Below are 27,000 nucleotides of genomic sequence, written 5' to 3' on the forward strand. Positions count from 1 at the left end.
AAAGCGAAGTTACACCGCCTTGCGTGGGCAACACTCTAATCCTGCACCACCCCTACGGACGGCAAAGCGTGCGTGAGATTTATGGCAAGGGGTGGGCGGATAGGGTTGGGCTTGTCGTGCGTCATGCTAAACTTGCTTAGCCCAAAGCTCCACCGCCTCCATGATAATGATGTTTTTGGTTTTGCCTGTTTGTTTAGCAAGGTCATCAAGCAGTTCGGCAAATTCTATCGGCACTTTAAAACCAATCGGTTTTACGCCACGGCGTTCATCACTCTCACGCTGAGTTTCGGCACGGCTTTTTGGGGTTTTGACAATCTTAGGCATTTGACAAATCCTTACATTATTGGTAAGATAATCATAAGTTTTAGGAGAAGGCGGTGTGCTTGCCCACCGCCCCAGCCTTTACAGGCTACCTGCCATTAGTAAGCGTTGTTGCTTAGTAGTAGCAGGATGACAATGATAATTAGCTTTACGACTGCCTTCATTGTCTTATCTCCTAAGGTCGCCACCACTTCACAAGGTCGCCACCACTTCACAAGGTCGGTGGCGGATAACCTATCAAGGCTTGGTGCTGCAACACCTTGTCTTGATAAACATATTATAGTTTAAACTACATTAAAAGCCAAGTAATTTATACACTTTTTTTGCAAAAATGTTAAAAATTGTATGAATTATTTGGCTTTTTTGTTATCAAAAAAACAGTGATTTTAACCGCTCATGATTCATCGTGGGCGGTTTTTTATTGGGGAAGATTTAGTCATAAAAAACCCATCTACTTGCATGACATTTTAGCCAAAAAGTTTAGCGGTTATGAGATGGAACGAGTAATTATAAAATATATTCTTTGTCATTATATTGTCATCACATGACAACAAATGGGGCGAGTTATTGGATAAGATGGAGCTAACCCTAGAAAAATCTGAGAATATTGCTATCTGTAATCACCAGATCCACCCTTTGATCCCAATCATTGACCGCCAATCTATCTACCATTTGAAAGTGGTAGCACCAACCGACCTTTAAGCCGTGAAAATTGGCAAAAGTTCTGTCATAAAATCCACCACCCATGCCCAGCCGATGACCCAGCTGATCCACCGCCACCAAAGGACAGATGATGCAGTCCATTTGCTTTGCTGTTAATGATGGCTTTGTCATGGGTTCTTTCATGCCGAGCGTGTGGCGTTTTAAGGGGGTTTTGGTTGGCTGATAAAAACAAGGAGCGAATGTTAGGGGTTTGCCTTGCTTGGTGATGGGCAAGTAGGGCGTAAAGCCATATTTTTGGCAGAACTTCATGATGGGAGCTGTTGGCAATTCGCCAAAATCGTCCAAATACAGCCCAATGTTAGCGTGCTTAGGCAGATGTGGTAATAACTTGGGTAGGTGCAAGCCGGCAAGAAAAGCGAATCTTTGCCGTTGTTTTTGAGTGAGTGCCTTTCGTTGTTTTTTGATGTTTTTTCTGAGTGTGGCGTTGTCCATAGGGCTTCCAATTAACCAAGCTAGGTGTTTAATGATTAAATGATAATAACTAATGATTGAGAATTATTTTTAATGGTGGTATAGTGTTTGGTGAATATACCAAGCACTTATTTTATCTTAAATTCACTTAGAAGGAAAATGCAATGACTGATATGACCAATACTCGCATAGAAAAAGACACGATGGGTGAGATTGCTGTCCCTAGCGATGCTTACTTTGGTGCACAGACTCAACGCAGTCGTGAGAATTTTAAAATCGGTGGTGAAACCTTGCCAGTTCCACTCATTCAAGCAATGGCAACCGTCAAAAAAGCAGCTGCCATAACTAATAGCAATTTAGGTCGTATTGATGGTGATAAGGCGGAGCTGATTGTTAAGGCTTGTGATGAAATTTTATCAGGCGGGCTTATGGATCAATTCCCGCTTGTGGTCTGGCAGACAGGTTCTGGTACGCAGTCTAATATGAACATGAATGAAGTTCTTGCTAATCGTGCCAATGAACTTGTAGGCAGTCCAAAAGGTTTGTATCAGCCGATTCATCCGAACGATGATGTCAATCATGCCCAATCTACTAACGACAGCTTTCCTACTGCCATTCGTGTGGCAAGTGCCATAGAGATTAACCATAAGCTCATTCCTGCCGTTAAATCATTGCGTGAAACCCTTGCTAAAAAATCCGCTGACTTTGCCGATATTGTCAAAATCGGACGCACTCATTTGCAAGATGCCACCCCTTTGACTTTGGGGCAAGAGTTTAGTGGGTATGTGGCACAGCTTGATTTGGCACTTAGTCGCATTGATGATGCTTTAACTGGTCTATATCAGCTGCCACTGGGTGGAACAGCGGTTGGGACGGGGTTAAACAGTCACCCAAAGTACGCTATTGAAGTTGCTCAAACAATCTCTAATTTGACCAAATTGCCCTTTGTTACCGCTCCGAATAAATTTGAGGCACTGGCGGCTCGTGATGCTGAAGTGTTTGCCAGTGGCGCTCTAAAAACTTTGGCCGTCAGCTTGAATAAAATCGCCAATGATATCCGTTGGCTATCCAGTGGCCCTAGATGTGGATTGGGTGAGCTACGCATTCCTGAGAATGAACCTGGATCATCCATCATGCCAGGCAAGGTAAATCCTACCCAATCTGAAGCGATGACGATGGTGTGCTGTCAAGTGATTGGTAATGACACAACCATCTCGATGGCTGGAGCAAGTGGCAATTTTGAACTTAATGTCTATATGCCAGTGATTGGTTATAATTTATTGCAATCCATTCGTCTGCTAAGTGATGGCATTAATAGTTTTAATGATAACTGTGCAATAGGTATTGAGCCAAATCACGAGAAGATTGATTATTTCTTGCATCATTCGCTCATGCTTGTTACGGCACTGAACCGCAAAATCGGCTACGAAAATGCAGCCAAAGTTGCAAAAACTGCCTATAAAAATGACAAATCGCTAAAAGAGACCGCCATTGAGTTGGGTTTATTGACAAGCGAAGAGTTTGATGAGATTGTTCGTCCAGAACAGATGGTCTCGCCAAAATAATTTTTCATTTGATGTCTGAAAATAAGGGTTGGTAACGACCCTTATTTTATTTTGGTATTTTAATTCAATGACTCATTTATAAATGGAATGATAGTAAGGTGGCAATATAACCAATAAAGCATCATCAATAACGGTCTATTTTTCTATATTTTGTCATGCTATCTTGAAAAGTTGGGTAAATTTAGCGATAATGAAACATTTTGTTTTTCGTCATTATTTATCCTAAAATTCTTTAATAGCATCTTTTATATAACAATAACGCCATGACCGATCAATCCCCAAATAACAGCCATAGCCGAACAACTATTCAAAAGCCCATAAGACAATCAAAACGAAAGTCCAAACGCAGTCAAGATGACATCATGGCAAATAAATTTTTACGCACGACTTTCGCCACCGCTAAAAAACCCATGATGATGGTATGGCTACTGGATGTGGCAAGCGTATTGGTGTTTGTGGTGCAGTCGTATGAATTGATGGTGTTGTTTGGTGGCTGGTTTGATGTTTTTGTGCATGATGTGCCATATCGGGCAAGGGGGCTTTGGACGAGTTTGGCGGTGCTACTTGGTTGTATGCTGATACGCATTGGGCTTGGTTATATCAAAGATGTTGTGCTGACAAATATTGGTATTGATATTGCTGGGCGTGTGCGAGCAAGGCTGTTTGATAAGTTAGGTAAATTGGGACAAGCCAGACGCTACTTTGGTTCTGATGGGGCGTTATCAAGCAAAATCATTGATGAACCTGACCGTCTGGTTGGTTACGCTCGTTTTAATGTCCAAAAGATGACTGCCATAGCTACGCCCATCATACTGGCAGGATGTGTGGCGTATTATAACTTGACAGCGGCAGTGATACTGCTTGCCACTGCACCGCTTGTACCGATTTTTATGATGCTGATTGGCATAGCAACTGCTCGCAAGAGTCGTGAGCAGATGGATGCTTTAGCACAGCTTGGCGGTCGGTTCTTGGATTGGATTCGTGGGGTGAATACACTTTCACGACTTGGTGTGGTAGATATTGCAACATCAGACCTTGAACGAAGCTCGGACAACTATCGCAAGCGGACGATGGAAGTGCTAAAGATTGCTTTTTTAAACAGTGCAGTGCTTGAGTTTTTATCGGCTTTATCAACCGCTTTGGTTGCCATGTATTTGGGCTTTGGTTTGATGGGTGTGCTGCCATGGGCTAAAGGGCAGGTGCTGACCAGTTATGGCGAAGCATTGTTTATCTTGCTACTTGTCCCTGAATTTTATGCTCCGCTTCGCAGATTGGGGGCGGAATATCATGTGAAAGGTCAAGCGGTAGCGTGTGCTAAGGCGATTGCTCCTATATTGAATTTTAAGGTAAAACAAATCGGTGGTACTCCTTTTATCTTTGATTCATCTCCTGCTTTTGAATTAAAAAATGTGCAAGTCTTTGGTGATGATGGTCGAGTGAGACTTTCGCCAACTACGCTGACCTGTCAGGCAGGTCAATGCACAGCGTTCATGGGTGAAAGTGGTGTGGGTAAATCTACGATTTTGCAAATTTTATTGGGTTTTGGCGATTTTGAGGGCGATATTATTATTCATGCTGATGGTAAGTCGGTACGCTATGATGACATAGATGTGGCTACACTACGAGAACAATTTGGTTATCTGTCGCAGACCGTGCCACTGTTGCCGATGAGTATTGCAGATAACTTACGCCTAGCCAAGCCTGATGCTTGTGATGATGAGTTGGTGTCAGTGTTGCAGGCGGTCGGTCTAAAAGAGGTGATTGATGGGTTGCCTAGCGGTATTCATACCATGCTTAGCGAGCGTGGCGGTGGTCTATCAGGTGGTCAGGGTCAGCGTATTGCCATCGCTCAGTTGTTACTTCAAGATGCCAAAGTATGGCTACTTGATGAACCAACCGAGCACCTAGATGGCGAGACAGCAGGGTATATCAAGGCGTTACTTAGCCATATTAGTAAGGATAAAACCGTGATTTGGGTAACGCATGATAAGGCAGGTGTGGCATTTGATGAGGTGTGTTATTTAGGCAAGGATAACAATCAGGATTTGGTTAATGGAGAGGCACCATGAGAGGGCAAAATGATAAGTTTCGCCTAAGACAGCTTTTGTTAAGTCAAAAGTTATTGTGGAGCATTGCATGGTTTTTGGGCATTGCAACTGTTCTGTCTGTATTGGGCTTGGTGATGCTCTCAGGATGGTTTATTACGATGGCAGGTGTGGCAGGTGTGCTTGCTCTTGGTACAACCTTTAATTATCTGATACCATCTGTGATGATTCGTGGTTTTGCCATCGTGCGCACTTTTGCTCGTTATGGTGATTTGATGGTGTCGCATCATGCGGTATTTGGTCTATTAAAAGAACTAAGGGTGAGATTTTTTGCTCGTTGGGCAAGTCTGCCACTGTCAGTTCGTATGAATAGACAAGATGTTCAAAGTAGTAGCGAGACCATGCAACGGCTCGTGCGAGATATTGATACACTTGATGAATTACCACTACGGCTGATTTCGCCATTTATTGTGGCCACTTTGGCGGTTGGTGTATTATCGGTGTTGATACTTTTGGTGTTACCAACGGCATTATTTACCGTGCTGTGTCTGCTAGCATCTTTGCTTGTGGCACTTTGGACGCTAAAACAAGGGGTAAGGCTAGCAGAGCGTGAAAGTATACTATTAACCCAAAAAAAGAGTAAGCTATTAGATACTTTGCCTGCTTTAACCGCACTATTGACATGGAATAGGTGGCAAGAGCAAGTAGCGACTTTGTCGGCACAAGATGAAGCATACGCCCAAACCACACGCCAAGCCATGCGATTAAGATGCAACCGTCAAGCACTCATTCAAGTCATCATCGCCATTGCTTCGGTTGCACTGCTGATGGTGGCAGGCAGTCTGTTTGATGGTCAGGCTAAATCATTTGTCATACAGTCACTAAGCAATCAAGCCTTAACTCCAACTCCTGCTGTTGTTCTGGCACTGCTACTTGGTTTACTAGGTCTGATAGAAATCTTGCTCGGACTAGTTGGCGAGCCATTGGCTTGGGGTAGAAGCCTGCTTGCTAAAACTCGCATTAACACCTTGATTGATGGTGAGTCAATTCCCCAAGAGCAGTCAATAGCCGGCACGCCCACGATTCATCTGCATGGTGTATCCGTAAAAATGCCAAAAGGGCTGATGGCTACAACCAACATCAATGGCATATTAACTCCCACTAAGCCAACACTCATTGTTGGTGCATCAGGTGCAGGTAAATCCACTTTGCTTGGTACATTGGCAGGAGAGATTGCTCGTGTTGGTGGTGAAATTTTGGTTAATGGTGTGGATATTGATGCGGTGGATTTTGGTAGCTCTCTTGGCTATTTGGGGCAGAATGTCGATATCTTTGATCAAACATTAGCGGATAATCTACGACTGGGTAAGCCATCTGCAAATGACGATGAACTGTGGTCGGTGTTAGATAAGGTGGGACTGCTTGACTGGGCAAAATCCCAACCAAAAGGGCTAGATACTCCGCTTGGCGAATATGGCACGGCAATTTCTGGCGGTCAAGGCAGGCGTGTGGCTTTGGCACGGCTACTACTTGCTCCAAAGGCGGTGCTGTTACTTGATGAACCATTTGCAGGGCTTGATCAAAGTACTCGCCAAACAGTTTGGCATAGCCTTGTTCAGTTACAAACTGATGGGCAGATTGGCGTACTTGCCATTGCTACGCATCAGATTGGCGATGAAATGAGTGATGTCAATATCATGAAAGTCGGTCAATAATAGATGGATTGACCAAGTGCGTTTAATCCAATAGACTGACCAGTCATGGGCTTGAAAAACCAGTCTGTCTTTAAGCCACACCCCAAAGCTAGAACTCTGGCTTTGGGGTATTTTCTTAGTAAGTATGAAGTAGGCTTTTAGCCGTCTGTGATGGAAAAGTCGTGTGTCATGGCATAATCAAACTGCCAAAATCTCTACAATCATCAATCCTTCTTGTCGTCATCTGGGTTTGGATTGTCTTGTTCGGTGATGATAGGAGTGTTAGGATCGCCAAAACTTAAAATCTCAGCGAAGTTTGGCTCAATGTATAAAGACAGCTGCTGCTTTTCTAGAACGCCTTGATTTACCTGTACTTTTTTAATAGCGTTCATGACAAGTTCACTGTTTTTTAGCCATCGTCCGATTTCTAAATAGACGATATTGCCTTTGTATTCAACGAATGGCACTTGTTTAATTTTAATATTATTTAAAATGACAGGTAGCGGGTCTTTTCTGAAGATCGCACGGTAGCTATTTAGGGCAAATTTTGCCAAAGGTGCTTGCCACCATTTTTTACTGTGTAGTTCTAATACATCGGTATCGCCAGTCTGGCGTAGCACCAGTCGTTGAGTGTGTTTGTCTAGTTGCAAATGCACCAATTCAAAATTGCTAGCGAGACTGGCAAATATCCCTTGAACATGAACCGTGGTATATAGTCGCAACCAACCATCGTGAACATCAAGTCTTAAATCGTGCACCATATCAACATTTTTAACGACATAGGTAAATAGTGCATCGTTGATTTGATTTTGACTGATGGGTATTTTAATCTCATCAATAAATTGGCTAGTAGCGTTAGCATAAGTGTGCTTTAGGTTACTTAGGGTTTGTTGCCAACTGATAAAAATATCTTCAATCAGTCTATCGCCGTCAAAACCGCTAATCTGAGCAAAATTCTCTAGCGTGGATTGTGGTTTTTGTGAAGCGTTATCTGATGAGTGGTTAAAAGTGTGTTCTTGTTGCATCATGTCAAATCAGGATTAAAATTTTAACCATTGTAACAAATTTTTTGCGTTATTAGCAAAAAATATTAATAAACCATTGTTCTTTTTGGGTGGATTGGCTAATAAAAATTCGCCAGTATTTAACCTAAGTGTGATTAAATTTAGCCAATCTACCCCCAATTTTGTTTTACTATAAACCCAAAAAGTCCACCACAAATTCGCTATTTGGGCGAGCAAATAGTTCATCAGGCGTGCCAATTTGCTCAACCACACCGTGATTCATGATGATGATTTTATCAGAGATGGCGATTGCTTCTTCTTGGTCATGTGTTACCATGATGGAAGTGATGCCGATGTCTTTTTGAATTTGTTTAAGTGAAGTACGCAGTTCTTTACGCACTTTGGCGTCTAATGCCCCAAAAGGTTCATCGAGTAGTAATAGTTTGGGTGATGTTGCTAAGGCTCGTGCCAAAGCAATACGCTGACGCTGACCGCCTGATAGTTCGTGTGGATAACGGTCTTTGGTATGACCAAGTTGCACCAATTCTAAAAGCTCTGCCACTCGTGCATCAATGTTAGCGGTACTTGGTCTGTTTTTTAGTAAAGTAAGACCAAAGGCAATGTTTTGGGCAACGGTTTTGTGGCGAAATAGGGCGTAGTTTTGAAACACAAAGCCAATGCCACGCTTTTGTACGGGCAGGTTGGTAACATTGATGTCATCAAACCATATGTCTCCTAAATCCGCCGTCTCAAGACCTGCGATGATGCGAAGCAGTGTGGTTTTTCCGCAGCCAGATGGTCCTAGTAGAGTAGTCAGTTCGCCTGTATTAACGGTAAAGTTGATGTTATTTAAAGCGGTAAAACTGCCAAATTGTTTGTAGATGTTTTTAATATCAATGCTCATATTTTTTCCAGTGCAAGTTAATATCTAATGTCTATCATGGGGCAGGTTGGTTTTATGTAGCTTTCTTGCGAGCCATGATATTTTGTACCGCCAAAGTAATCAAAGCAAGTAAGGCTAGCAGGCTTGACATGGCAAAAGCGGTCGTAAAAGCGTATTCGTTATAAGCGATTTCAATCAGTAATGGCATGGTATTGGTCTGACCACGAATGTGTCCAGAGACTACTGATACCGCACCAAACTCCCCCATTGCACGAGCATTAGTCAAAATGATTCCGTAGAGCAATGCCCATTTGATGTTTGGTAGGGTGATGTGCCAAAACATCTGCCAACCATTAGCACCTAAGGTTAGGGCAGCTTCTTCTTCGCTGTCGCCAATGGATTGCATAAGCGGTATGATTTCTCGTGCAATAAAAGGAAAGGTAACAAATAGCGTGGCAAGCACGATTCCTGTTGTGGCAAAGATGATTTTAATGCCCATGCTTTCAAAAAATCCCCCAATTAGTGTATTTGCCCCAAACAGTAGTACAAACATAAGACCTGCCACAACAGGAGAGACGGCAAAAGGTAGGTCAAGTAGGGTGGTGATGATAAATTTACCACGAAATTTGTGCCGTGTGATGAGATAGGCGAGTGCCACCCCAATGATGATGTTGACGGGTAGGACGATGGCAGTGGTCATGAGTGTCAGCTTGATGGCGTGCAGAGCATCTGGGTCGGATAGTGCAATAACATATGCTTCCCAACCTTCTTTTAGGGCTTCATAAAATACTGTAATGAGTGGTATCACTAGCATAATGGTCATAAAGCCAACCGCAAAAGCAATAAGCAGCCATTTCATCCATGTGGCATCTTTGGTGGCAGGGTGGGCTTGATAGTCGTAGGTGGATTGGCTTGCCATGTCGTTTTTCCAATTTTTGCTTAAATGATGATGCTTTATCGTGTTTGCTGATTTACTTTAATGAATTAAGGGGTATTTGATGAGCTGTCTTAATTGGTTTTTGCCCCAAGTTTGGCAGAAAGTTTCCATTGAGTAAAGTTGATCGCAAGCAATACAACCATGGAGACCAGTAGCATAAAGAGTGCTGCGCATGATGCCCCTGCTACATCAAACTGCTCTAATTTTGAGACGATGATGAGTGGTAGGATTTCAGATTTCATGGGGATATTACCTGCAATAAAAATCACCGAACCGTATTCGCCTGTAGCACGAGCAAACATCATACCTGCACCGATTAGCATGGCAGGAGCAATCTCAGGTAAGATGACCTTTGTAAAAGTTGTCAGGCGATTTGCTCCCATCACAGCCGCCGCTTCTTCAAATTCAACCGACATCTCGGCAATTACGGGCTGTACTGCACGCACAATAAAAGGAAAACTCACCACAATCAGGGCAAGCCATATGCCTATTGGGGTAAAGGCAATGCGAATAGGCTCTCCTGTTAAAGCCATGCCTATTTTGGTAAACCATTGTCCAAAAAACCCATTGGGAGCATAAAGTGTGGCAAGAGCGATGCCTGTTACAGCGGTTGGTAGAGCAAAGGGTAAATCTACCAAAGCATTGATGAGCGATTTGCCCCAAAAATCATAGCGTACCAGCACCCAAGCAATCAGTGTGCCAAAGACAAGGTTGGTCAAGGTCGCTAAAATTGCCATAGATAGCGATAATTTAATGGCAGCAAAGACTTGTGGTTCTTTGATGGTGTCAATGATTTCACCAAACCCCATGTTGAGTGTCGTAAAAATCATCATTACAAAAGGCAATACCACAAGTAACGATAGCGAAAACACACTCACTCCCAAACTTAGTCCAAAAAATGGCATGATGCGTCTTTATTTGTTTTTTGGTTGGTGTATGACTGATGCTGTCATGACTGCTGTCTTTTTATAAAAATTTGAGTGTATTGTAAAATATTGATGGCGTTATGCTATGGTTAATATGGAATATGCTTTTTCCTTTTTGGAATGATTGAGTGTTGATTTGATTTGGGCAAATGACCAATGCGATTTAATGATTTATTTTTATTGTATAGATATGACATTTGACAAACTCAAGATACTGATGAACTTAGGCGGTCTAAAAAAAGATAAGCTCACCATAAAAAGCGAGCTTGTCATCAGCGTATTGGGGCTAATTATTTATTGGCTTTGACTACTTCGCCTGTAGCACCGACTGCCAATTTGTCATAAATACCGCCTTCTTTAAAGTAGGTATCCATAATAAATTTCCAATCGCCAAACACATTATTTGGGAAAAAAGTCTGCATGGTTGGGAATCTATCTTGATATTTAGCCAAAATATCGGGGTTGCTTGGGCGTAAGAAGTATTTCACTGCAAGCTCTTGACCTGCATCGCTGTATAGGTAGTTTAGGTACTCTTTGGCGACTTCAGTTGTGCCTTTCTTTTCAGCGATGGCATTGACGACCGCCACAGGGTTTTCGGCATTGACGGTGTAGCTTGGATAGATGATTTGCACATTGCCGAATTTTTCTTTGATGACATGAGCTTCGTTTTCAAAGGTGATGAGTACATCGCCAATTTGTCGCTGGGCAAAAGTTGTGGTCGCTGCTCGTCCGCCATTATCAAATACTTTGACATTACTCAACAGACCCTTAACAAGCTCTTGGGTCTTGACTTCGTCTTTATTAAAGGTGTGCAAACCATAGCCATAAGCACCTAAAAAGGCATAACGACCATTACCTGTAGTTTTTGGGTTGGCGATGACGATTTCTTTGCCTTGTGTGGCTAGGTCTGGCCAGTCTTTAATGCCCTTAGGGTTGCCATCTCGTACAATAAAGACAATGGTACTGGTAAATGGAATAGCGTTATTTGGGAAATTTTGACGCCATTTGCTATCAACAAGCTGACTGTCAGCAAGTAGCTCAACATCAGAGCCTTGATTCATGGTAACCACATCAGCTTCAAGACCGTTTTTAACCGATAGGGCTTGTTTGCTAGAACCGCCGTGAGATTGCTTGATATCAATGCTAGCATTGGGATTGATGCTCTTGTAATGCTCAATAAACAAGGGATTATAGTCTTTATAAAAATCTCTTGCCACATCATAAGAGACATTCAAAAGCTCAATCTTGGTGTCTGTTGTCTTAGCGGTGGTGTTTTCTTTGTCTTGATTGCTACCGCAGGCGGTTAGGGTAAGGGTGGCAATGGTAAGCGTTAGGGGGAGTAGTTGTTTTTTCATGAATTGTTCCAATTTGTTAAACAGGTAAATCATTATATGATAGTTGCGTGCAAATGATTAAGTGCAAAAATACAAATTATTATTCCATTTTAGAATTAGTGGACTAATAAGAGATGGTAATACACTTATTTATTTGGAGCATAATGGGTTTTTAATAAAGAGTGGGTTATTTTTGATTTTATACTGCTTTTTTGGGTACTTAACAGATTTTTAGCTGAAAAAAGGAAGCGACAAAGCCAGACGAGCTTAAAACTTAGATAAATGCACCATAACCAAAACTGTGTTATAATGTGAGGATTTAGGAAAATTTTTATCATGAATAACGAGACCACCTTAATAGATGCACCCCATGGCGTATTAGAAGTAGATGCTATCTGGCAAAAGGGATACCGACAACCGACAGATACGCTTGCTTTACTATGCCACCCAAATCCAATAGATGGCGGTACGATGATGAACAAGGTGGTAAGCACCATGTATCGATTTTGTCGTGATGCTAATATGGATGTGGTGCGTTTTAATTATCGTGGCGTAGGTCGCTCATCAGGTGTATCAGAATATGGCGATGGCGAATTTATGGATGCACAGACGGTATTAAAATGGGCGATGAGCCGTACGAATGCTAGAGTGCTTTGGCTTGGTGGTTTTTCTTTTGGGGGCTTTATTGCTTGTCGTATGGCGGATTTGCTTGATGAGCATCAGCGGACGGGCGGTGTCTTTGAGTCATTACGCCTTGATAATCTGGCTTTAATTGCCCCATCGGTTGTGCGTAATGATGCAAGTCGTCTGACGATTAACGCTGGTCATGCCTTTGTTATTTATGGTGATAACGATGGGCTTGTTGCACCTGCTTTGTTACATCAATTTGCTGTTCATCGTGGCTTTAATCAGGCGATTATTGCAGGTGCTGGTCATCTTTTTCATGGCAAGCTGACCGACCTAAAGCAAGCCTTAATCCAAAATACCAAACCATCTAAGTTGTATTAAGTCATGAGTATGTACAATATTTTGGGTTTTATATTTTATCTATCATTGCAAGTTAAGTTTTAAGGATAATCATGAGCAATCAAACGCCCCTTGAGCGTTATCATGCGGCATTGGCAACAGGTAATTTTAGCGAAGATGAAGTGCAACGCCAAGCCATGACCTATTTGGATAACCTATATCACGAGCTTATTACGGCTGATGGTGCTACCAAGCAAGGGTTTTTTGCTAGCTTATTTAAATCTAAGCCAACCCCCCCAAAAGGGCTTTATATGTGGGGTGGTGTCGGTCGTGGTAAAACATGGATGATGGATATGTTTTATGAAAGTTTGCCCATCAAACGCAAGATGCGTATGCATTTTCATCACTTCATGCAGCGTGTACAGTCTGAACTGGTCAAGCTACAAGGGCAGACCGATCCATTGCAGAAGGTGGCAGACATCATTCATTCAGAAGCAGTCGTCATCTGTTTTGATGAATTCTTTGTTTCTAATGTATCTGATGCGATGATCTTAGGAGATTTATTTACCATGCTATTTGAGCGTGGCATCACTTTGGTGGCGACATCAAACATTGAGCCATCAGGACTGTACAAGAACGGCATTCATCGTAACCGCTTTTTACCTGCCATTGCTCAAGTTGAGAAAAATAATACCGTCATGAATATTGACATCGGCGTTGATTATCGTTTAAGGTTATTAAAACAGGCCAAACTATACAGTTATCCTTTGACGGACGACACCAAAGACTGGCTATCTGAGCGATTTGATTCCTTGTCGGCAGGACAATCAATCACAACCGCTCCCATTGTGGTGGCAGGGCGTGAGATAGAGATTGTTAAGCGAACCGAAACTATTTTGTTGGCTGATTTTCGTGCTTTGTGTATGCAGCCTCGCTCTGCAGCGGATTTTATTGAGATTGCCAATGATTTTGATACGGTGATGGTGGACAATGTTCCTGCTTTGACAGATACACTGATGGATCCTGTCAGACGCTTTATTTATTTGGTGGATGAATTTTATGACCGCCGTGTCAAACTGTTGGTGCGTGCCGATCAATCCATCTTGGAGTTATATCAAGGGCAAAAACTTGCCTTTGAGATTGAACGCACTCGTTCACGCCTACTTGAGATGCAGTCAGAAGACTATCTTGCCGAAGAGCATCGTGTGGAATAATATGAATGCAACAAGGATAAGTAATGAAATACGATACCCTAATCAACCCCATCACTGATGTCATGCAAGCTCGCCGTAGCATTGGCAAACTCATCTTACCCATGCCAAGTGATGATGAGCTTGCCCATGTCTTACGGGCGGCTGTAACCGCTCCTGACCATATGCAACTAAAGCCTTGGCGTCTGACCGTGATGACAGGTGATGCATTGGTGGCGTTTGGTCGGGCGTTGCTACAGGCAGGTGAAGAAGCATCTAAAGAGCCACTTGATGATACCGCCAAGCAAAAACTATTAAATATGCCACTAAGAGCACCAATGATCATCACGGTTGCTACCGATATCAAAAAACATGAAAAAGTACCATCTTTTGAGCAGTTACTAAGTACAGGAGCATTGGTTCAAAATATGTTGCTTGCTTTTGAGTCGTTGGGTTATCGTACCGTATGGCGTACAGGTCCGCTTTGTAATGAACCTGCTGTTAAGGCGTATTTTAAGGTGGCGGATAAAGATATGATTTGTGGTTTTGTGTATGTGGGTTCTAGTGATATTAAAGTGCCTGCTCGAGAAGCCATTGATTTTGATGAATTGACTGAGTTTAGACATTGATGTTTATGTGCTGTATGGCTGTTGCCATTACTACCACAAATAAAGGCTTAATTTATGAAATTACCAAAACCAATAAGCGGCACAACGGTAAAACAAATTGTCAATGCGGCAAGTAGTGGCATTGATGATGCAATACACGCCATCAAAGATGTAGGTCTTGAAAATACACCCATCATCGCAAATATTGCACAATTAGCACGGATTGGCAAGAAAAAGAATCTAACAGCACCAATAGATGAACAAAAAACATCTCGCACCAATGCCTTAAGACTGGTGTTTTTAGGGGGTGGTAGTTTTGGTACGGCGATGGCGAACATGGCGGCACGCAACGGCTGTGATGCTACGCTATGGGTGCGTGATAAGGCTGCTGTCAAGGCAATGAAAAAAACCCGCATCAACAAAAAATACCTACCTAATCATAAGCTAGACGATGCTTTAAAATTCAGCCATGACCTAGAATCTGTGGTCAAGGGTAAAGATATTATCTTTGTGGCAGTGCCAAGCTCGGCATTTCGTGAGATGTTGACACAAATCAAGCCGTTCATCACACATCAAGCAGTGATATCCTTGACCAAAGGAATGGAAAAACAGACCTTTGCCATGATGAGCGATATCATTCAACAAGTGCTACCACAGGTCAATTATGGTGTGATGAGTGGTCCAAATTTAGCCCTTGAAATCATGGACAATATGCCATCAGCGACTGTCATCGCATCACCATCAGAGCTGTTGCGCACAGCGGTGCAAGAGGCATTGCATAGTGCATTTTTTCGGGTGTTTGCATCTGATGATGTTAAGGGTGTGGAGCTTGGCGGCACCTTAAAAAACATTTATGCCATTGCCATGGGTATGGCAGCTGCCTATGATGTGGGCGATAACACTAGAGCCATGTTATTAACTCGTGCATTGGCGGAGATGAGCCGATTTGGGGTGGCGATGGGAGCTAATCCTTTGACCTTCTTGGGGTTGTCAGGTGTTGGCGATCTGTATGCAACCTGTAATTCAGTGCTGAGTCGTAACTATCGTATTGGCAATATGTTGGGCAAAGGCACAAGTTTGAATAATGCCGCAAAAAAACTCGGACAAACTGCAGAAGGGGTGAATACCATCTTGCAAGTGCATGAGCGTGCTAAAGCAATGGGTGTGTATATGCCCATCACGCACGCTCTGCATGCCGTATTATATGAAGATAAAGCTCCGCTGGGTGTGGCGTTGAACTTGATGGAGACAGGCTTTAGAAGTGATGTGGAGTTTGTCATGCCACATGATGAGAGTAATCAGCGATTAAGCCAAGAGTTTAGTGAAGTGCTAAGAACCAGTAAAGATGCCAAACCAAGCACGCTAAGTGGTGTTAATAAAGAAGCAGAAGGCAAGTAATGACAATGAAATTAATTTTTGTTCGACATGGGCAGGCTGTGCCACATCATGATGATGCAGGGCGTGATTTAACTGATTTTGGCAGACAGCAAGCCAAGCAAACGGCAGAGTTTTTGGTCGGCGAAGGTTTGATTGATGTTATTATTACAAGCCCTTATAATCGTGCCAACCAAACTGCGAGCATTATTTTTGATGAGCTTGTGGTAGCAGGTCAAGAGCCTGATTTTATCACGGTCAATCGCATCACCCCTGATGACAATCCAAAGATTGGAATAAATGATATTGAGTACGCCCTTCATCATAAATATGGTACCCAGATGGACGGTTTAACCGTTGCCATCGTATGCCATATGCCAATTGTGGCACACATGACAGCAATCCTTGAAGGGGATTGTCCTAGTCATTTTGAACTGGCAGAATGCCGAGTGTTACAAGCAGAAATCATTGCAGAAGGGCTAGCACATCAGATAAGAAGATTTGTGCCGATACAGCCTGAATGATTTGTATGTTATTTTGACTTAAAAAATTTAAAATCCTCTTGCATATTTTAAATTATTAAGTATAATAATGGCTTGGCTTCATCGGTAGCTTCGCAACTATGTACTATGAACCCCGCCAGGACCGGAAGGTAGCAACGGTAGTAGATACAAAGTGTGCCGAAGATGTGCTGATGAAGTCATTTTTTTATTTAAAATTAAGCTAGGTCCATAATTTTATTCGTTACTTTTTAATGAGTTAAAATCTTATGGCTACTTACCAAGCATTTATTTTTTATCCAATAGGTGTGATATGACGATAGTCGACCCCAAGCTGGCACAAAAACAAGCTGCTGCCAAAGCTGCCCTAAACTATATTCAAGATGGTATGATTTTAGGCGTGGGTACAGGCAGTACGGTAAATTGCTTAATTGAGCTTTTGCCACAAGTCAAACTAAAAGGTGCGGTATCGTCATCTAGGGTTACCGAAGAAAAACTTGCGACACTCGGTATTGAGATTTTTGATTTAAATACGGTTGGCGAGCTTGATTTGTACATTGATGGTGCAGATGAAATTGATGCTCAGGGTAACATGATTAAAGGTGGTGGCGGTGCTTTGACTCGTGAGAAGATTGTCGCTGCTGCTTCTAAGTCGTTTGTGTGCATGGTTGATGAGTCAAAAATTGTACAAAAGCTGGGTAAATTCCCCGTTGCCATAGAAGTGTTGCCACAGGCTCGTTCCTATGTCGCCAGAGAGCTTGTCAAGTTGGGTGGCGACCCTGTATATCGTGAAGGTTTTGTTACTGATTATGGTAATGTCATTTTAGATACTTATGATTTGGATATTGCATCGCCAGTACAGCTAGAAGAAGCGTTAAACAACATTGTTGGTGTGGTCTGTAACGGCATATTTGCCCACCAATCTGCCAACATCATGCTAAAAGCATCAGATGCGAGCGTTGAGACCGTCAGCTTCTAACCAATCAAAAGATACTTTTAGTAAAGAAATTCCCAAATAACAAAAAACCCATTTTGATGGGTTTTTTGTTATTTAAGGGCTAAGCATAAGCATTCACTTGATTGGTATAGCATTGAGTGGGGCATTTTCTGCATTGTTGATGAGTGATAAAGGTGTTATGATTTAGATTTGCCTTACCCCCCCCTTCCGATAGACCATCAATAAATGACAACAAAACCGCTTTTATTAGAATGACATCATAATAACCAGTCTATTGGCATTATTGCCATCAATGCCACGCCTGCTCGGTCTTTTAGGCTCATGTTGGGTTCATTGGTATAAACAGTGTATTTACCATCTTCTAAGGTGTGCCACTCTAGCGTATTTTGTTTGGTCAGTACAACTTTATAGGCTTGGCTTAGGATTTTTTGATTTTGTAGGGCGTTATGTAGCTGCATTGCCAATCTTTCATCATAAATCAGCACACCAAGCTCGGTGTTAATGTTTGCCGAGCGAGGGTCAATATTGTATGAGCCGATAAATACCTGCTCATCATCGATGGCAAAGGCTTTGGCGTGTAAACTGGTTATGGTGATTTGTTTGGTACGCCAAAATTTATTGTCATTCTGTTTGGTATTGATGGCAGTGGATTTTATTTCATACAGATTAATCCCTGCTGCAAGTAAATCGTGTCGCCAATGTCCATACCCTGCATGTACTACCCCTACATCGGAGGCATCAAAAGAATTGGTCAAAATGTTAATTTTTACACCACTTCTTGCCAATCGTCTAAGCGTTAGCACCCCATCTTTGGTGGGTACAAAGTATGATGAGATGATACTGATGCGTTTATTGGGATGACCGAGCTTATGTTGTAGTAAACTGACCAAATGCTCGTCCAGTAATGCACTTTTATCTAGCTTGCCCACATCATCAACCAAAAATTCAATGTCAGCCCAACGAAAAGCAATGGTCTGGGTAAATGGGTTTGTGCGGGAATTGGTGTCATCGGTCATATCATCTTCAATGAGGTCAGACAGCTTTTTTGGCGAAGGTTTGACCAGTGTGCGTATGTCATAGCTTAATGGCGATGACCAATATTGCTCAAAACTTTGATTGATGTCTTTCACCACAGAACCTGCTAGCAGTACATCTAAGTCGGCAAAGTTGTTATTTTTGTGATGATTTAGGTATTCTTTGCCAATATTGCGACCACCGATGATACTAAGCTCATTATCAAAAGTCATGCTTTTGTTGTGCATACGGCGATTGATTCGAGTAGGGTTGGTCAAAAAGTCGATGGCTTTGAATCGGCGATGAGCAAAAGGATTGCTAAGTCTGACGGCGACATTGGGGTGTTGATCAAATGCTAGTAGTAATTCATCAAGCGTAGGCGAGCTATTAAAGTCATCAAGCAATAGCCGTACAACGACCCCACGCTCTGCTGCCTGCCATAACTCTTTTATCATTTTGCGTCCTGCTTTATCATTGTGCCAAATGTAATATTGGATATCAATGGTGGATTTTGCCATCTTGGTTAATGAGCTACGAGCATCTAGAGCATCTGCACCTGTGGCTATCGGATAGTAGCCTGATGGTGGGTTATTTTGCTGATAATTGATAAGGTGTTTAAAAGTGCTATGTGGCGTTGAATGACCACTGTCAGTATTTGCCAAAAAGGTTGGTTGACGGCTGTGTGCTTTTTGGGTGAGTTGGGTGCTTTTATTCAGGTGAGCGTTGCTTGGCAGGGTTTGGCAGGCGGTCATACTCACGCTAAGAGTAAGTAGCGATACCAACGAGCAGATGGAAAAACTAGAATTGAGCATGGCAGGTCTGGCTATCTGGCGGCTATAAAATTGCCTATACTATAAAAAATATTTCAGCACTGATGAATAAATATTGTAAATACAAAAAAGACCAAAATCAATTTGTTGTTTATTTTGCTGTTATCTTGGGGTGTACTGACGATTGATTTGAATAAAACTGTGCAAAAAAGAGCAAGGCACACCCCAAAAGCTGACTGTGGGTGTGGCTGACTTGATTGCACGACTTAAGATAAAAGCGTTGTTAATAGCAATTCTAGCTTGGCTATTAACAAGGTGGTGTCAGCATCGCTTAGGTTAAGGGCGGGCAGTAGGCGTATGACATTGCCACCAGTAACATTGATGATGAGTTGGTGGGCATCTCGTGCGATGTCTACCAACTGACTACAATTAATGCCATCTGGCAAGACGATGCCAATCATCATGCCAAGACCTCGCAGTTGTACGCCTTGATGAGAGAATTTTTTGTTGATGGCACATCTGATGGCATCGCCTTGTTTTTTGGCATTGTCAAGTACGGCATCGGTCAGTTCATCATACACAGCACAGACAATGCGGCTGCCAAGTGGCGTGCCACCATAAGTAGAGCCATGCGAACCATACCCAAAAAGTCCAACAGCACGACCTGCCACCATGCACGCACCCACAGGAAAGCCATTGCCTAGACCTTTTGCGGTGGTCAGAACATTAGGGCGGATACTGGTGTATTGATAAGCAAAATATTTGCCTGTACGACCATTGCCTGTTTGCACTTCATCAAGCATCAACAGCCAGTTGTTACGCTCACAGATACTAGACAATGCCTCAAGATAACCATCAGGTGGCGTATGCAACCCTCCTTCACCTTGAATTGGTTCAACCAATACCGCACAAATATCCTTATCATCGCTTAGGGCAGATACGGCAGCAGCATCGCCAAATGGCACACGAATAAAGTCATCTTCTAGGGTATAAAATCCTTCTCGTGCTTTGGGGTTGGCAGTGGCGGTAACGGTCAGTAAAGTGCGACCATGAAAGGCATTGGTCATGACGATTATTTTTGGTCGTGTTTTGCCCTGTTGATGGGCGTATAAGCGAGCCAGTTTTAAGGCACATTCGTTGGCTTCCGCCCCAGAGTTGCCAAAAAACACCTGCTCCATGCCTGCTTTTTTGCATAGAATATCTGCTGCTTTTTCTTGCCATGGAACGCCAAATAAATTGCTGGTATGAATGAGTGTGTCAGCTTGTTCTTTAATGGCGTTGGAGATGGTAGGGTGGCAATGCCCAAGCCCGCATACAGCAATGCCTGTCAATGCGTCCAGATAACGCTTGCCATGATCATCGTACAAATAAGACCCTTCGCCACGCACAAAATTGACTGGCTGTCGGGCATAGGTGGGCATAAGATGACTCATAAAAAAACTCCTGTCTAGGCATTTGGACTGTGATGTTCTATTTCTTCGCTAAATGGGGTGTCTGCTGTGGGGATTTTGTAGTTTTCTGATGCCCATTCGCCAAGGTCGATAAGCTGACAGCGTTTGGAGCAAAAAGGTTTGACTGGATTATCTGCCCATGTTGTGAGTGTCTTACAGGTGGGGCAGGGGTAGGTGGTGGTGATTGCCATGATGCTTATTGATTGAAAAATACTGATGATTTATTGTACCATAAATGATGGAATTGTTATGTTTTGACGATGATTTATTTGCAAATTTTTTAATCATTATAAAAATAGTGCATGACAGATGAATAAAACCAATATATAATCATGCCCGAACATGGATGACGCTGTATTTGTGAATCAAATACTTTTAAATGTATTTCAAAAAATGAACAAATTTCCGAGCAGATTTGTCTGTTCGGCTTTGAGTATTTTTAGTCATCTAGGTTTGGTTATTTTTAGAAATGTATTTTAAAAAATGCACAATACAGTAGCTTCTATGCTCATTGTAAACAACCAGTGGTGTTTGAGCGTGTTTTTTCGGCATCAAGGCCGATGGAAAAAAATGAATTTTAAATGCCGTTAGTCATCACAATGTTAAGGAGTATGTATTGTGAGTGATATGATTGATAATTCAGTGGCAAACAATGGTCAGTCAAACGACTTGGGCAATAAAAGTTATGCCGAGCTACATAGACCAAGCTCTAATTTTGCCACACGCAACGAATACCTAAACCACGAACTGCAAATCATGCAGCCAAAACGCTGGAAAATTAACCTGCCGTTTCGTGATTATCGTTTTGAGTTGGAGGATACCATTCCTGCAATTGCTGCCACCATCGGTAAAATCGTTATGGTGGGGGCGATGGCGGCGGCATTCGCTACGCCTTTGGGGCTATCCGATGCTTTCATTCTTGAGAATGTTCGCTATGAGATGTTAATTGCGGCATTTTTTGTCTTGATTCTTTCAGGTTTTATCCTACCTACTTCAAATCTACCTGGTACACATGGACCACTCATTCCGCTCATTCCTATCGTTGTCGCCGCAGGTGGACATCCGCTAGCATTTGGTGTATTGATGGGAGTGTTTGGCATTGCTCTTGCCTTGTGTAAGGGTGGTAGCCTTATGGCACGCCTAACCAGTAAGCGTGGCGGGCGGCTTACTCTTGTATCTGGGTTTTGTTGGTACGATAGGACAGGTAAAAGCAATGATTGCATGGGCGGATAAAATTGGTTTACCGCACATCGCCTTTATTATCATTGTAGCAACCATTGTTATGTATGCTTTGCTTGAGCATTGGCAAAAACGCTGGTTGGCTGTGCCATTGCAGGTGGGTTGGCGTTCGCCTTGGGTGCACCTTTGAATTTAAGACCGACCCAGGACTACCACCATTAAACCCAATGTATTGGTGGGGTGAAGATACAGGTTGGACATTGGGTCTGTCAGATTTGAAGGCGTATATCGTTGCTTTCCCATTTGCGGTGTTGGCAGTTGCCATGTGGTCGCCTGACTTTTTGGGTCATCAAGTATTCCAAAAAATTAGCTATCCACCACGCTCAGAACGCACTTACATGAATATTGACGATACGATGATTTCCTGTTCAGTGCGTCAAGCAGTTGGCTCAGCGTTGGGCGGTGCAAATTTTACCTCATCTGGGGTACTTATATTGTGCCAGCTGCCATTGCCAAGCGTCCAATCCCTGCAGGTGCAATTTTAACCGTTGCATTTTGTATTGTAGCGGCGATTTGGGGTTATCCCCGATGGATTTGGCGGTTTTTGGCAACCTGTACTAAGCACAGCGTTGATTGTGGCGGTATTCGTACCTTTGTTAGAAGCAGGTATGGAAATGACTCGTAAGGGCAAGACAACGCAATCTGCTGCCATTGTGGTGTTTGCATCAGCGTTGGTAAACCCTGTTTTTGGTTGGTCTTTAACCATGATGTTAGATAACTTAGGTCTTATTGGTGATAAACAACGCAGCCGTGAACTTGGTTTTTCTGGGCGTGTGATGATTCCGCTGATTGGCTTTGTTGTCTTATGTCTTGCGATGGGTGCTGTTGGTATGTTTCTAGGCGTTGAAGCGTTCTTGCCTCAGTTTAGAGTATAAGACTGCCAAATTGGGCATGAACAACAAATCCAAATACCCAATAAACCAACTGATACAACACGAAATAAATATTAGGTTGTATTAAGTGGTCGGTTTTTAAAGACTTGATTGGACTAAGTTTCTGCACTTAACAGAGCTTAGTCCTTTTAGTTTGGCTTTTGTAGTGCTATTTTGAATATACTTGCCAACGCCATGACGAACTGGCGAGAGCTTCTAGTATTTGATTTGTTGTCTGATAATGACACTCAAACCTTACCCTGTATTTATCATGAATCATGTTTTAAGAATGTCTGACTGCTAGCATGGTTTGAGATTGGTTAATTTTTTTTGAATAAATCATGAAAAGATTCATTAAAATTGGCAAAAAAAGTAAAAAAATCTTAACAAATACTTGAAAAATCTATACTGATTGTTATAATTACGCCCTATTTTATTTCTTGTAGGCAAAAGGGGCTAGATATGGTGGAGCGAGACGAACAAACTACTTTTAACATGCGTGTTGATAAGAATTTGATTGAGCAATTTAAACAAGCAGCACGAGATAATAACCGTACTGCAAGCCAGTTGTTGCGTGATTGCATGATTGAATATGTCAAGAAAAATCGGCAAGGCGATATGTTCAAACGCTAATAAATAAAAAGCACCTAATAGGTGCTTTTTTAGTTTGATTGCTACAATTGATGGGTCTTATTGCCATGCTTGCTTAATCCAATCGCTTGGCAATACATGGCGATACCATTTACCACCACCACCTGCGATGGCATCAGGTGGATTGATCTCGCCATGAAAGATGATGATTTTGGCATCTTTTGGCTTAACAGGTGGCTTAAAATACGCCAAAGGGATTTTTTGTAGGCAGTGATATTTGTAACTCACACACCACGATTCATCCCAATACTCTAAATGATGATGTTCTCTTAGATAGTTAGATAAAAACGCCTGTTCATGGCGAACTTCCGAGCGGATTTTTCCAAAGTTTTGTTCAAAATATGCCAGTAGGTTGGGGTAAGTATTTTGTCCCACCTTAAAGCGATAAACTGAGCTATTACCAACCATTCGCCATGGTTTTTTCCAGTCTCGGATAATCATCACACTGTCATCATGTTGTGATTGATGCATAAAGAAACAATCAATATTATCAACAATGACAATATCAATATCTAAAAATAGTGCCGTACCTTTTAAGCCGTATAAATCAGGCTTAAATGTGGTGAGCTTTTTCCAGCCACGCTCAGGAATATTGCTCGGTAGATTCAGCTCAGGTATGGGGTAGCAGACGACTTCCGAGCGTATGCCTGTACTGTCATCAGTTAGACAAACGAAAGTAAAGGGTAGGGTCATGTTACGCTGTACCATATTGTACAGTCTGTTTACATAGTCAGCACCGTATTTATTGCCCCATTTCATACAGATGATGTAATTGGTATTGGCTGTACTCATGTCCTATCCTTATTATTCTGTGTAGCATGATAAGAAAGTATTCGTTGGTGTAGCTCACTTTCATCAAGCAAGTAGGGATTGTTCTCAAAGGATGTAAACTTAAAACGGCGATAGCCCCACATATAATGAGTAAAATGCTCATCAATCATGCCTTGCATGGCATCGTTTAACGCTTGGGTAGCTATATTGATGTCTGGGTCATATAATTTCGGGTCGAATAAGTTGTGGCAATGAACCTCAAACCCATTGCCATCATCGCAGCGTACACAGCTTAATCCAACCAAAGCACAACCTGTTTTTTGGGCAAGTTTAGGGGCAAGCGTACCAGTTAGCGTAGGTATGCCAAAAAAAGGCACAATTACGCCACCTGATGGGTCAGGGACATGGTCGGGCAAGATGATACTAAATCCACCTTGTTTTAGCACCCTAAATATTGCTTTGACGCCTGTACTGTCTGTTGGCACAAGTGTGGCGTTAAGACGCTGTCGTCCTTCACGGATGAAGTTGTCGATTGCTTTTTGTTTGACAGGTTTATACATGATGACAGGTTGACCAAACTGATTGATCCATGCGTTCATCATTTCCCAAGTACCAATGTGCGGTACTATGGCAAGCATACCGTTGGGGTGATTTAAGCCATCTTGTAGTATATCCAAACGATGTACGGACTTAATTTGACTGACTGACCACTCTGTTGGCATTGCCCAGCTTTTTAGGCTGTCTGCGGTGCTGATGAGCTGATTAAAAAGCAGTTGCTTAGCCATTGCTTTTCGTTGCTCATTAGACAGTAGTGGTCTGGTTATCAGTAAATTCTTGCGAATACTGCGATAGATGCTTGCATCAATCAGTAGTGCCAAGCAAGCGATGGCTCGTGCCAAAGTCCTAAGTAAGGACAATGGCACAAACCGAATCAACTTCAACATCCAAATGATGCCTTATTCTGCACTTTTTTGTTCACGGATGCGAAGACCTAGCTCACGCAGCTGTTTGCTTTCTACAGCAGCAGGGGCTTGGGTAAGTGGACATTCAGCTGTTTTGGTCTTTGGAAATGCGATGACATCACGAATTGATGATGAGCCTGTCATTAGCATGATAAGGCGGTCAAGACCGAATGCCAAACCACCGTGTGGCGGTGCACCATATTTTAGAGCATTGAGTAGGAATGAGAATTTTTCTTCAGCTTCCTCTTCGCTGATACCCAATGCTTCAAAAATTGCTTTTTGCATTTCAAGTGTGTAGATACGCAGTGAGCCACCACCGATTTCAGTACCATTTAGCACCATGTCATAAGCGACAGACAGTGCTTCACCTGGGTTGTTTTTCACTTCCTCAACGCTTGATTTTGGCAAGGTGAATGGATGGTGAACTGAAGTCCATTTGCCATCATCGGTCTCTTCAAACATTGGGAAATCAACCACCCATAACGGTGCCCATTCACAAGTTAATAAATTAAGGTCATGACCTAGCTTGACACGCAACGCACCCATTGCATCATTGACAACTTTAGCCTTATCTGCACCAAAGAAAATTAAATCGCCAGACTGTGCACCTGTACGCTCAATCAGTTCTGTCAATACCTCATCAGTCATGTTCTTAATGATGGGTGATTGCAGTCCTGACTCTTTGTCTACGCCATTGTTGATATTGCTTGCGTCATTGACTTTAATGTATGCTAAGCCTTTAGCACCATAGATACCAACAAATTTGGTGTACTCATCGATTTGTTTACGACTGATCTCGGCACCGTTTGGCACACGCAAGGCAACCACACGACCTTTGGGGTCTTGGGCTGGGGCGGAGAATACTTTGAACTCAACATTTTGCATGATGTCAGCAACATCAACAAGTTTTAATGGAATGCGTAAATCTGGCTTGTCAGAAGCATAATCACGCATTGCCTCGCTGTATGGCATACGGATGAATTTGTCAAACTTCACGCCCAACAACTCATCAAATAGTTTGACAGTCATACCTTCCATCAAGTCCATGATGTCATTATCATCTAGGAATGAAGTTTCGATATCAATCTGGGTAAACTCTGGCTGACGGTCTGCACGCAAGTCCTCATCACGGAAGCATTTGGCGATTTGATAGTAACGATCAACGCCGCCAACCATCAACAGTTGTTTAAATAGCTGGGGTGATTGTGGCAAAGCATAAAACTCGCCATTGGAGACACGACTCGGCACCAGATAATCCCTTGCACCCTCTGGAGTGGCACGAGTTAAAATTGGCGTTTCAACATCCAAAAAGCCATGCTCATCTAAATAGTTACGAATAAGATTGGTAACTTTTGAGCGAAAACGCAGGCGGTCTAACATCTCTGGACGGCGAATGTCCAAAAAGCGATATTTTAAGCGTAACTCTTCTGATACATTGATGTTGTCATCGTTTAATGGAAAAGGTGGGGTGTCTGCTTTGGCAAGCAATTCAATCTCTTTACCCAGTAATTCTACTTGACCGCTGGTCATGTTGCTGTTTTCTGTGCCTTCATAACGACGACGAACACGACCTGTAATTTTTAGCAGGTATTCAGAACGAGCTGAGTCAGCGGTTGAAAAAGCTTCAGGCGTATCTGGGTCAATCACGACTTGTAGTAGACCCTCACGGTCTCGCATGTCCAAAAAGATAACCCCACCGTGGTCTCGACGGCGATGCACCCAGCCTGCGATGGTAATGGTTTGGTCAATGAGTTCTTCGGTAACAAGACCGCAATAATGGCTACGCATCATAAATAAATTGCCTTAAATAAAGTAGAAACTATAAATCCAA

26 protein-coding genes, 1 other RNA gene and 3 pseudogenes are annotated in these 27,000 nt (G+C 42.6%); 17 read left to right on the plus strand and 13 right to left on the minus strand.

From position 1 onward, the window contains the following. Nucleotides 1–140 (plus strand): annotated as a pseudogene (locus ACERC6_RS00005) (phage tail protein); the annotation flags it as partial. On the opposite strand, the gene ACERC6_RS00010 reads toward ACERC6_RS00005, so the two are convergent. Next, nucleotides 127–324 (minus strand): hypothetical protein, encoded by a 198-nt coding sequence (locus tag ACERC6_RS00010; RefSeq protein WP_284672813.1) that lies wholly within the window; start codon nt 322–324, stop codon nt 127–129. The pseudogene ACERC6_RS00005 and the gene ACERC6_RS00010 sit on opposite strands and share 14 nt — an antisense overlap. Nucleotides 325–456: 132 nt before the next feature. On the opposite strand from ACERC6_RS00010, the gene ACERC6_RS00015 reads away from it, so the two are divergent. Next, on the plus strand, nt 457–609 hold the full coding sequence (locus ACERC6_RS00015; protein ID WP_373630484.1) for a hypothetical protein: 153 nt from the start codon (nt 457–459) through the stop codon (nt 607–609). A gap of 300 nt (nt 610–909) precedes the next feature. Here ACERC6_RS00015 and ACERC6_RS00020 read toward each other — a convergent pair whose 3' ends face one another. Next, on the minus strand, nt 910–1,476 hold the full coding sequence (locus ACERC6_RS00020; RefSeq protein WP_373627207.1) for a 5-formyltetrahydrofolate cyclo-ligase: 567 nt from the start codon (nt 1,474–1,476) through the stop codon (nt 910–912). A gap of 152 nt (nt 1,477–1,628) precedes the next feature. Between ACERC6_RS00020 and fumC the strand changes: the two genes are divergently transcribed. The 3 genes from fumC to ACERC6_RS00035 all read left to right on the plus strand — a co-directional run bounded on the left by fumC (nt 1,629) and on the right by ACERC6_RS00035 (nt 6,780). Continuing rightward, on the plus strand, nt 1,629–3,020 hold the full coding sequence (fumC, locus tag ACERC6_RS00025) for a class II fumarate hydratase (RefSeq protein WP_373627414.1): 1,392 nt from the start codon (nt 1,629–1,631) through the stop codon (nt 3,018–3,020). Nucleotides 3,021–3,283: 263 nt separating this feature from the next. Then, nucleotides 3,284–5,089, plus strand: a complete 1,806-nt coding sequence (gene cydD / locus ACERC6_RS00030) for a thiol reductant ABC exporter subunit CydD (protein ID WP_373627208.1) — start codon at nt 3,284–3,286, stop codon at nt 5,087–5,089. Next, complete coding sequence (locus ACERC6_RS00035; protein WP_373627209.1) at nt 5,086–6,780, plus strand: amino acid ABC transporter ATP-binding/permease protein; 1,695 nt, start codon at nt 5,086–5,088, stop codon at nt 6,778–6,780. Before cydD ends, ACERC6_RS00035 begins: the two co-directional genes overlap by 4 nt. 203 nt (nt 6,781–6,983) lie before the next feature. Here the strand turns inward: ACERC6_RS00035 and ACERC6_RS00040 are convergent, their stop codons facing one another. From ACERC6_RS00040 to ACERC6_RS00060, 5 genes and pseudogenes are all read right to left on the minus strand, one after another. Then, on the minus strand, nt 6,984–7,787 hold the full coding sequence (locus ACERC6_RS00040) for a hypothetical protein (RefSeq protein WP_373627210.1): 804 nt from the start codon (nt 7,785–7,787) through the stop codon (nt 6,984–6,986). 381 nt (nt 7,788–8,168) lie between these two features. Continuing rightward, nucleotides 8,169–8,667: pseudogene (locus ACERC6_RS00045) on the minus strand (sulfate/molybdate ABC transporter ATP-binding protein); the annotation flags it as partial. Nucleotides 8,668–8,719: 52 nt separating this feature from the next. Next, entirely contained in the window at nt 8,720–9,565 is an 846-nt protein-coding gene (gene cysW / locus ACERC6_RS00050) for a sulfate ABC transporter permease subunit CysW (RefSeq protein ID WP_373627211.1), read from the minus strand. Nucleotides 9,566–9,654: 89 nt separating this feature from the next. Continuing rightward, nucleotides 9,655–10,488, minus strand: coding sequence for a sulfate ABC transporter permease subunit CysT (gene cysT, locus ACERC6_RS00055; RefSeq protein WP_373627213.1), 834 nt, complete (start codon nt 10,486–10,488; stop codon nt 9,655–9,657). Nucleotides 10,489–10,799: 311 nt separating this feature from the next. Then, the gene (locus ACERC6_RS00060; RefSeq protein ID WP_373627214.1) at nt 10,800–11,864 is read right to left on the minus strand and encodes a sulfate ABC transporter substrate-binding protein; all 1,065 of its coding nucleotides are present in this window, start codon (nt 11,862–11,864) and stop codon (nt 10,800–10,802) included. 315 nt (nt 11,865–12,179) lie between these two features. Here ACERC6_RS00060 and ACERC6_RS00065 point away from each other — a divergent pair, with 315 nt between their 5' ends. The 7 genes from ACERC6_RS00065 to rpiA all read left to right on the plus strand — a co-directional run bounded on the left by ACERC6_RS00065 (nt 12,180) and on the right by rpiA (nt 17,460). Next, the gene (locus ACERC6_RS00065; protein ID WP_284672804.1) at nt 12,180–12,851 is read left to right on the plus strand and encodes an alpha/beta hydrolase; all 672 of its coding nucleotides are present in this window, start codon (nt 12,180–12,182) and stop codon (nt 12,849–12,851) included. A gap of 71 nt (nt 12,852–12,922) precedes the next feature. Further along, the gene (gene zapE, locus ACERC6_RS00070) at nt 12,923–14,023 is read left to right on the plus strand and encodes a cell division protein ZapE (protein WP_284672803.1); all 1,101 of its coding nucleotides are present in this window, start codon (nt 12,923–12,925) and stop codon (nt 14,021–14,023) included. A 23-nt stretch (nt 14,024–14,046) separates the two neighbouring features. Beyond that, nucleotides 14,047–14,628 (plus strand): nitroreductase, encoded by a 582-nt coding sequence (locus ACERC6_RS00075; protein WP_373627216.1) that lies wholly within the window; start codon nt 14,047–14,049, stop codon nt 14,626–14,628. Nucleotides 14,629–14,682: 54 nt separating this feature from the next. After that, complete coding sequence (locus ACERC6_RS00080) at nt 14,683–16,005, plus strand: NAD(P)H-dependent glycerol-3-phosphate dehydrogenase (RefSeq protein ID WP_373627218.1); 1,323 nt, start codon at nt 14,683–14,685, stop codon at nt 16,003–16,005. Next, on the plus strand, nt 16,005–16,505 hold the full coding sequence (locus ACERC6_RS00085; protein ID WP_373627220.1) for a histidine phosphatase family protein: 501 nt from the start codon (nt 16,005–16,007) through the stop codon (nt 16,503–16,505). The genes ACERC6_RS00080 and ACERC6_RS00085 overlap by 1 nt, the downstream gene beginning before the upstream one ends. A gap of 79 nt (nt 16,506–16,584) precedes the next feature. After that, nucleotides 16,585–16,681: signal recognition particle sRNA small type (ffs, locus tag ACERC6_RS00090), an RNA gene on the plus strand. A 113-nt stretch (nt 16,682–16,794) separates the two neighbouring features. Next, entirely contained in the window at nt 16,795–17,460 is a 666-nt protein-coding gene (rpiA, locus tag ACERC6_RS00095; protein WP_373627221.1) for a ribose-5-phosphate isomerase RpiA, read from the plus strand. 236 nt (nt 17,461–17,696) lie between these two features. Here the strand turns inward: rpiA and ACERC6_RS00100 are convergent, their stop codons facing one another. The 3 genes from ACERC6_RS00100 to ACERC6_RS00110 all read right to left on the minus strand — a co-directional run bounded on the left by ACERC6_RS00100 (nt 17,697) and on the right by ACERC6_RS00110 (nt 20,865). Beyond that, complete coding sequence (locus ACERC6_RS00100) at nt 17,697–19,265, minus strand: phosphatidylserine/phosphatidylglycerophosphate/cardiolipin synthase family protein (RefSeq protein WP_373630485.1); 1,569 nt, start codon at nt 19,263–19,265, stop codon at nt 17,697–17,699. Between the two features lie 224 nt (nt 19,266–19,489). Continuing rightward, nucleotides 19,490–20,656, minus strand: a complete 1,167-nt coding sequence (locus tag ACERC6_RS00105) for an aspartate aminotransferase family protein (protein WP_373627223.1) — start codon at nt 20,654–20,656, stop codon at nt 19,490–19,492. A 14-nt stretch (nt 20,657–20,670) separates the two neighbouring features. Then, the gene (locus ACERC6_RS00110; RefSeq protein WP_284672796.1) at nt 20,671–20,865 is read right to left on the minus strand and encodes a DNA gyrase inhibitor YacG; all 195 of its coding nucleotides are present in this window, start codon (nt 20,863–20,865) and stop codon (nt 20,671–20,673) included. Nucleotides 20,866–21,301: 436 nt separating this feature from the next. Here ACERC6_RS00110 and ACERC6_RS00115 point away from each other — a divergent pair, with 436 nt between their 5' ends. From ACERC6_RS00115 to ACERC6_RS00135, 5 genes and pseudogenes are all read left to right on the plus strand, one after another. After that, a complete protein-coding gene (locus ACERC6_RS00115) occupies nt 21,302–21,907 on the plus strand; it encodes a DUF3360 family protein (protein ID WP_373627415.1) in 606 nt (201 codons plus the stop codon). Further along, nucleotides 21,828–22,043: a DUF3360 family protein gene (locus ACERC6_RS00120; protein ID WP_373627225.1), complete on the plus strand. Its 216-nt coding sequence runs from the start codon at nt 21,828–21,830 to the stop codon at nt 22,041–22,043. Before ACERC6_RS00115 ends, ACERC6_RS00120 begins: the two co-directional genes overlap by 80 nt. Before the next feature lie 37 nt (nt 22,044–22,080). Next, a pseudogene (locus ACERC6_RS00125) lies at nt 22,081–22,538 on the plus strand (DUF3360 family protein). After that, nucleotides 22,489–22,788 (plus strand): DUF3360 family protein, encoded by a 300-nt coding sequence (locus tag ACERC6_RS00130; RefSeq protein WP_373627226.1) that lies wholly within the window; start codon nt 22,489–22,491, stop codon nt 22,786–22,788. Before ACERC6_RS00125 ends, ACERC6_RS00130 begins: the two are co-directional and overlap by 50 nt. A gap of 459 nt (nt 22,789–23,247) precedes the next feature. Beyond that, nucleotides 23,248–23,418 (plus strand): hypothetical protein, encoded by a 171-nt coding sequence (locus ACERC6_RS00135; RefSeq protein ID WP_373627227.1) that lies wholly within the window; start codon nt 23,248–23,250, stop codon nt 23,416–23,418. A gap of 57 nt (nt 23,419–23,475) precedes the next feature. Here ACERC6_RS00135 and ACERC6_RS00140 read toward each other — a convergent pair whose 3' ends face one another. Genes ACERC6_RS00140 through aspS form a run of 3 tightly spaced genes read right to left on the minus strand, consistent with a single transcriptional unit; the run spans nt 23,476 to nt 26,960 of the window. Then, nucleotides 23,476–24,228: a glycosyltransferase gene (locus tag ACERC6_RS00140; protein ID WP_373627228.1), complete on the minus strand. Its 753-nt coding sequence runs from the start codon at nt 24,226–24,228 to the stop codon at nt 23,476–23,478. After that, entirely contained in the window at nt 24,225–25,151 is a 927-nt protein-coding gene (locus ACERC6_RS00145) for a lysophospholipid acyltransferase family protein (protein ID WP_373627229.1), read from the minus strand. The genes ACERC6_RS00140 and ACERC6_RS00145 overlap by 4 nt, the downstream gene beginning before the upstream one ends. A gap of 12 nt (nt 25,152–25,163) precedes the next feature. Then, complete coding sequence (gene aspS, locus ACERC6_RS00150; protein WP_284672788.1) at nt 25,164–26,960, minus strand: aspartate--tRNA ligase; 1,797 nt, start codon at nt 26,958–26,960, stop codon at nt 25,164–25,166. Nucleotides 26,961–27,000: the final 40 nt, after the last annotated feature.

Source organism: Moraxella sp. E33BD (assembly GCF_041807865.1).
GTDB classification, from domain to species: Bacteria; Pseudomonadota; Gammaproteobacteria; order Pseudomonadales; family Moraxellaceae; genus Moraxella; species Moraxella haemolytica.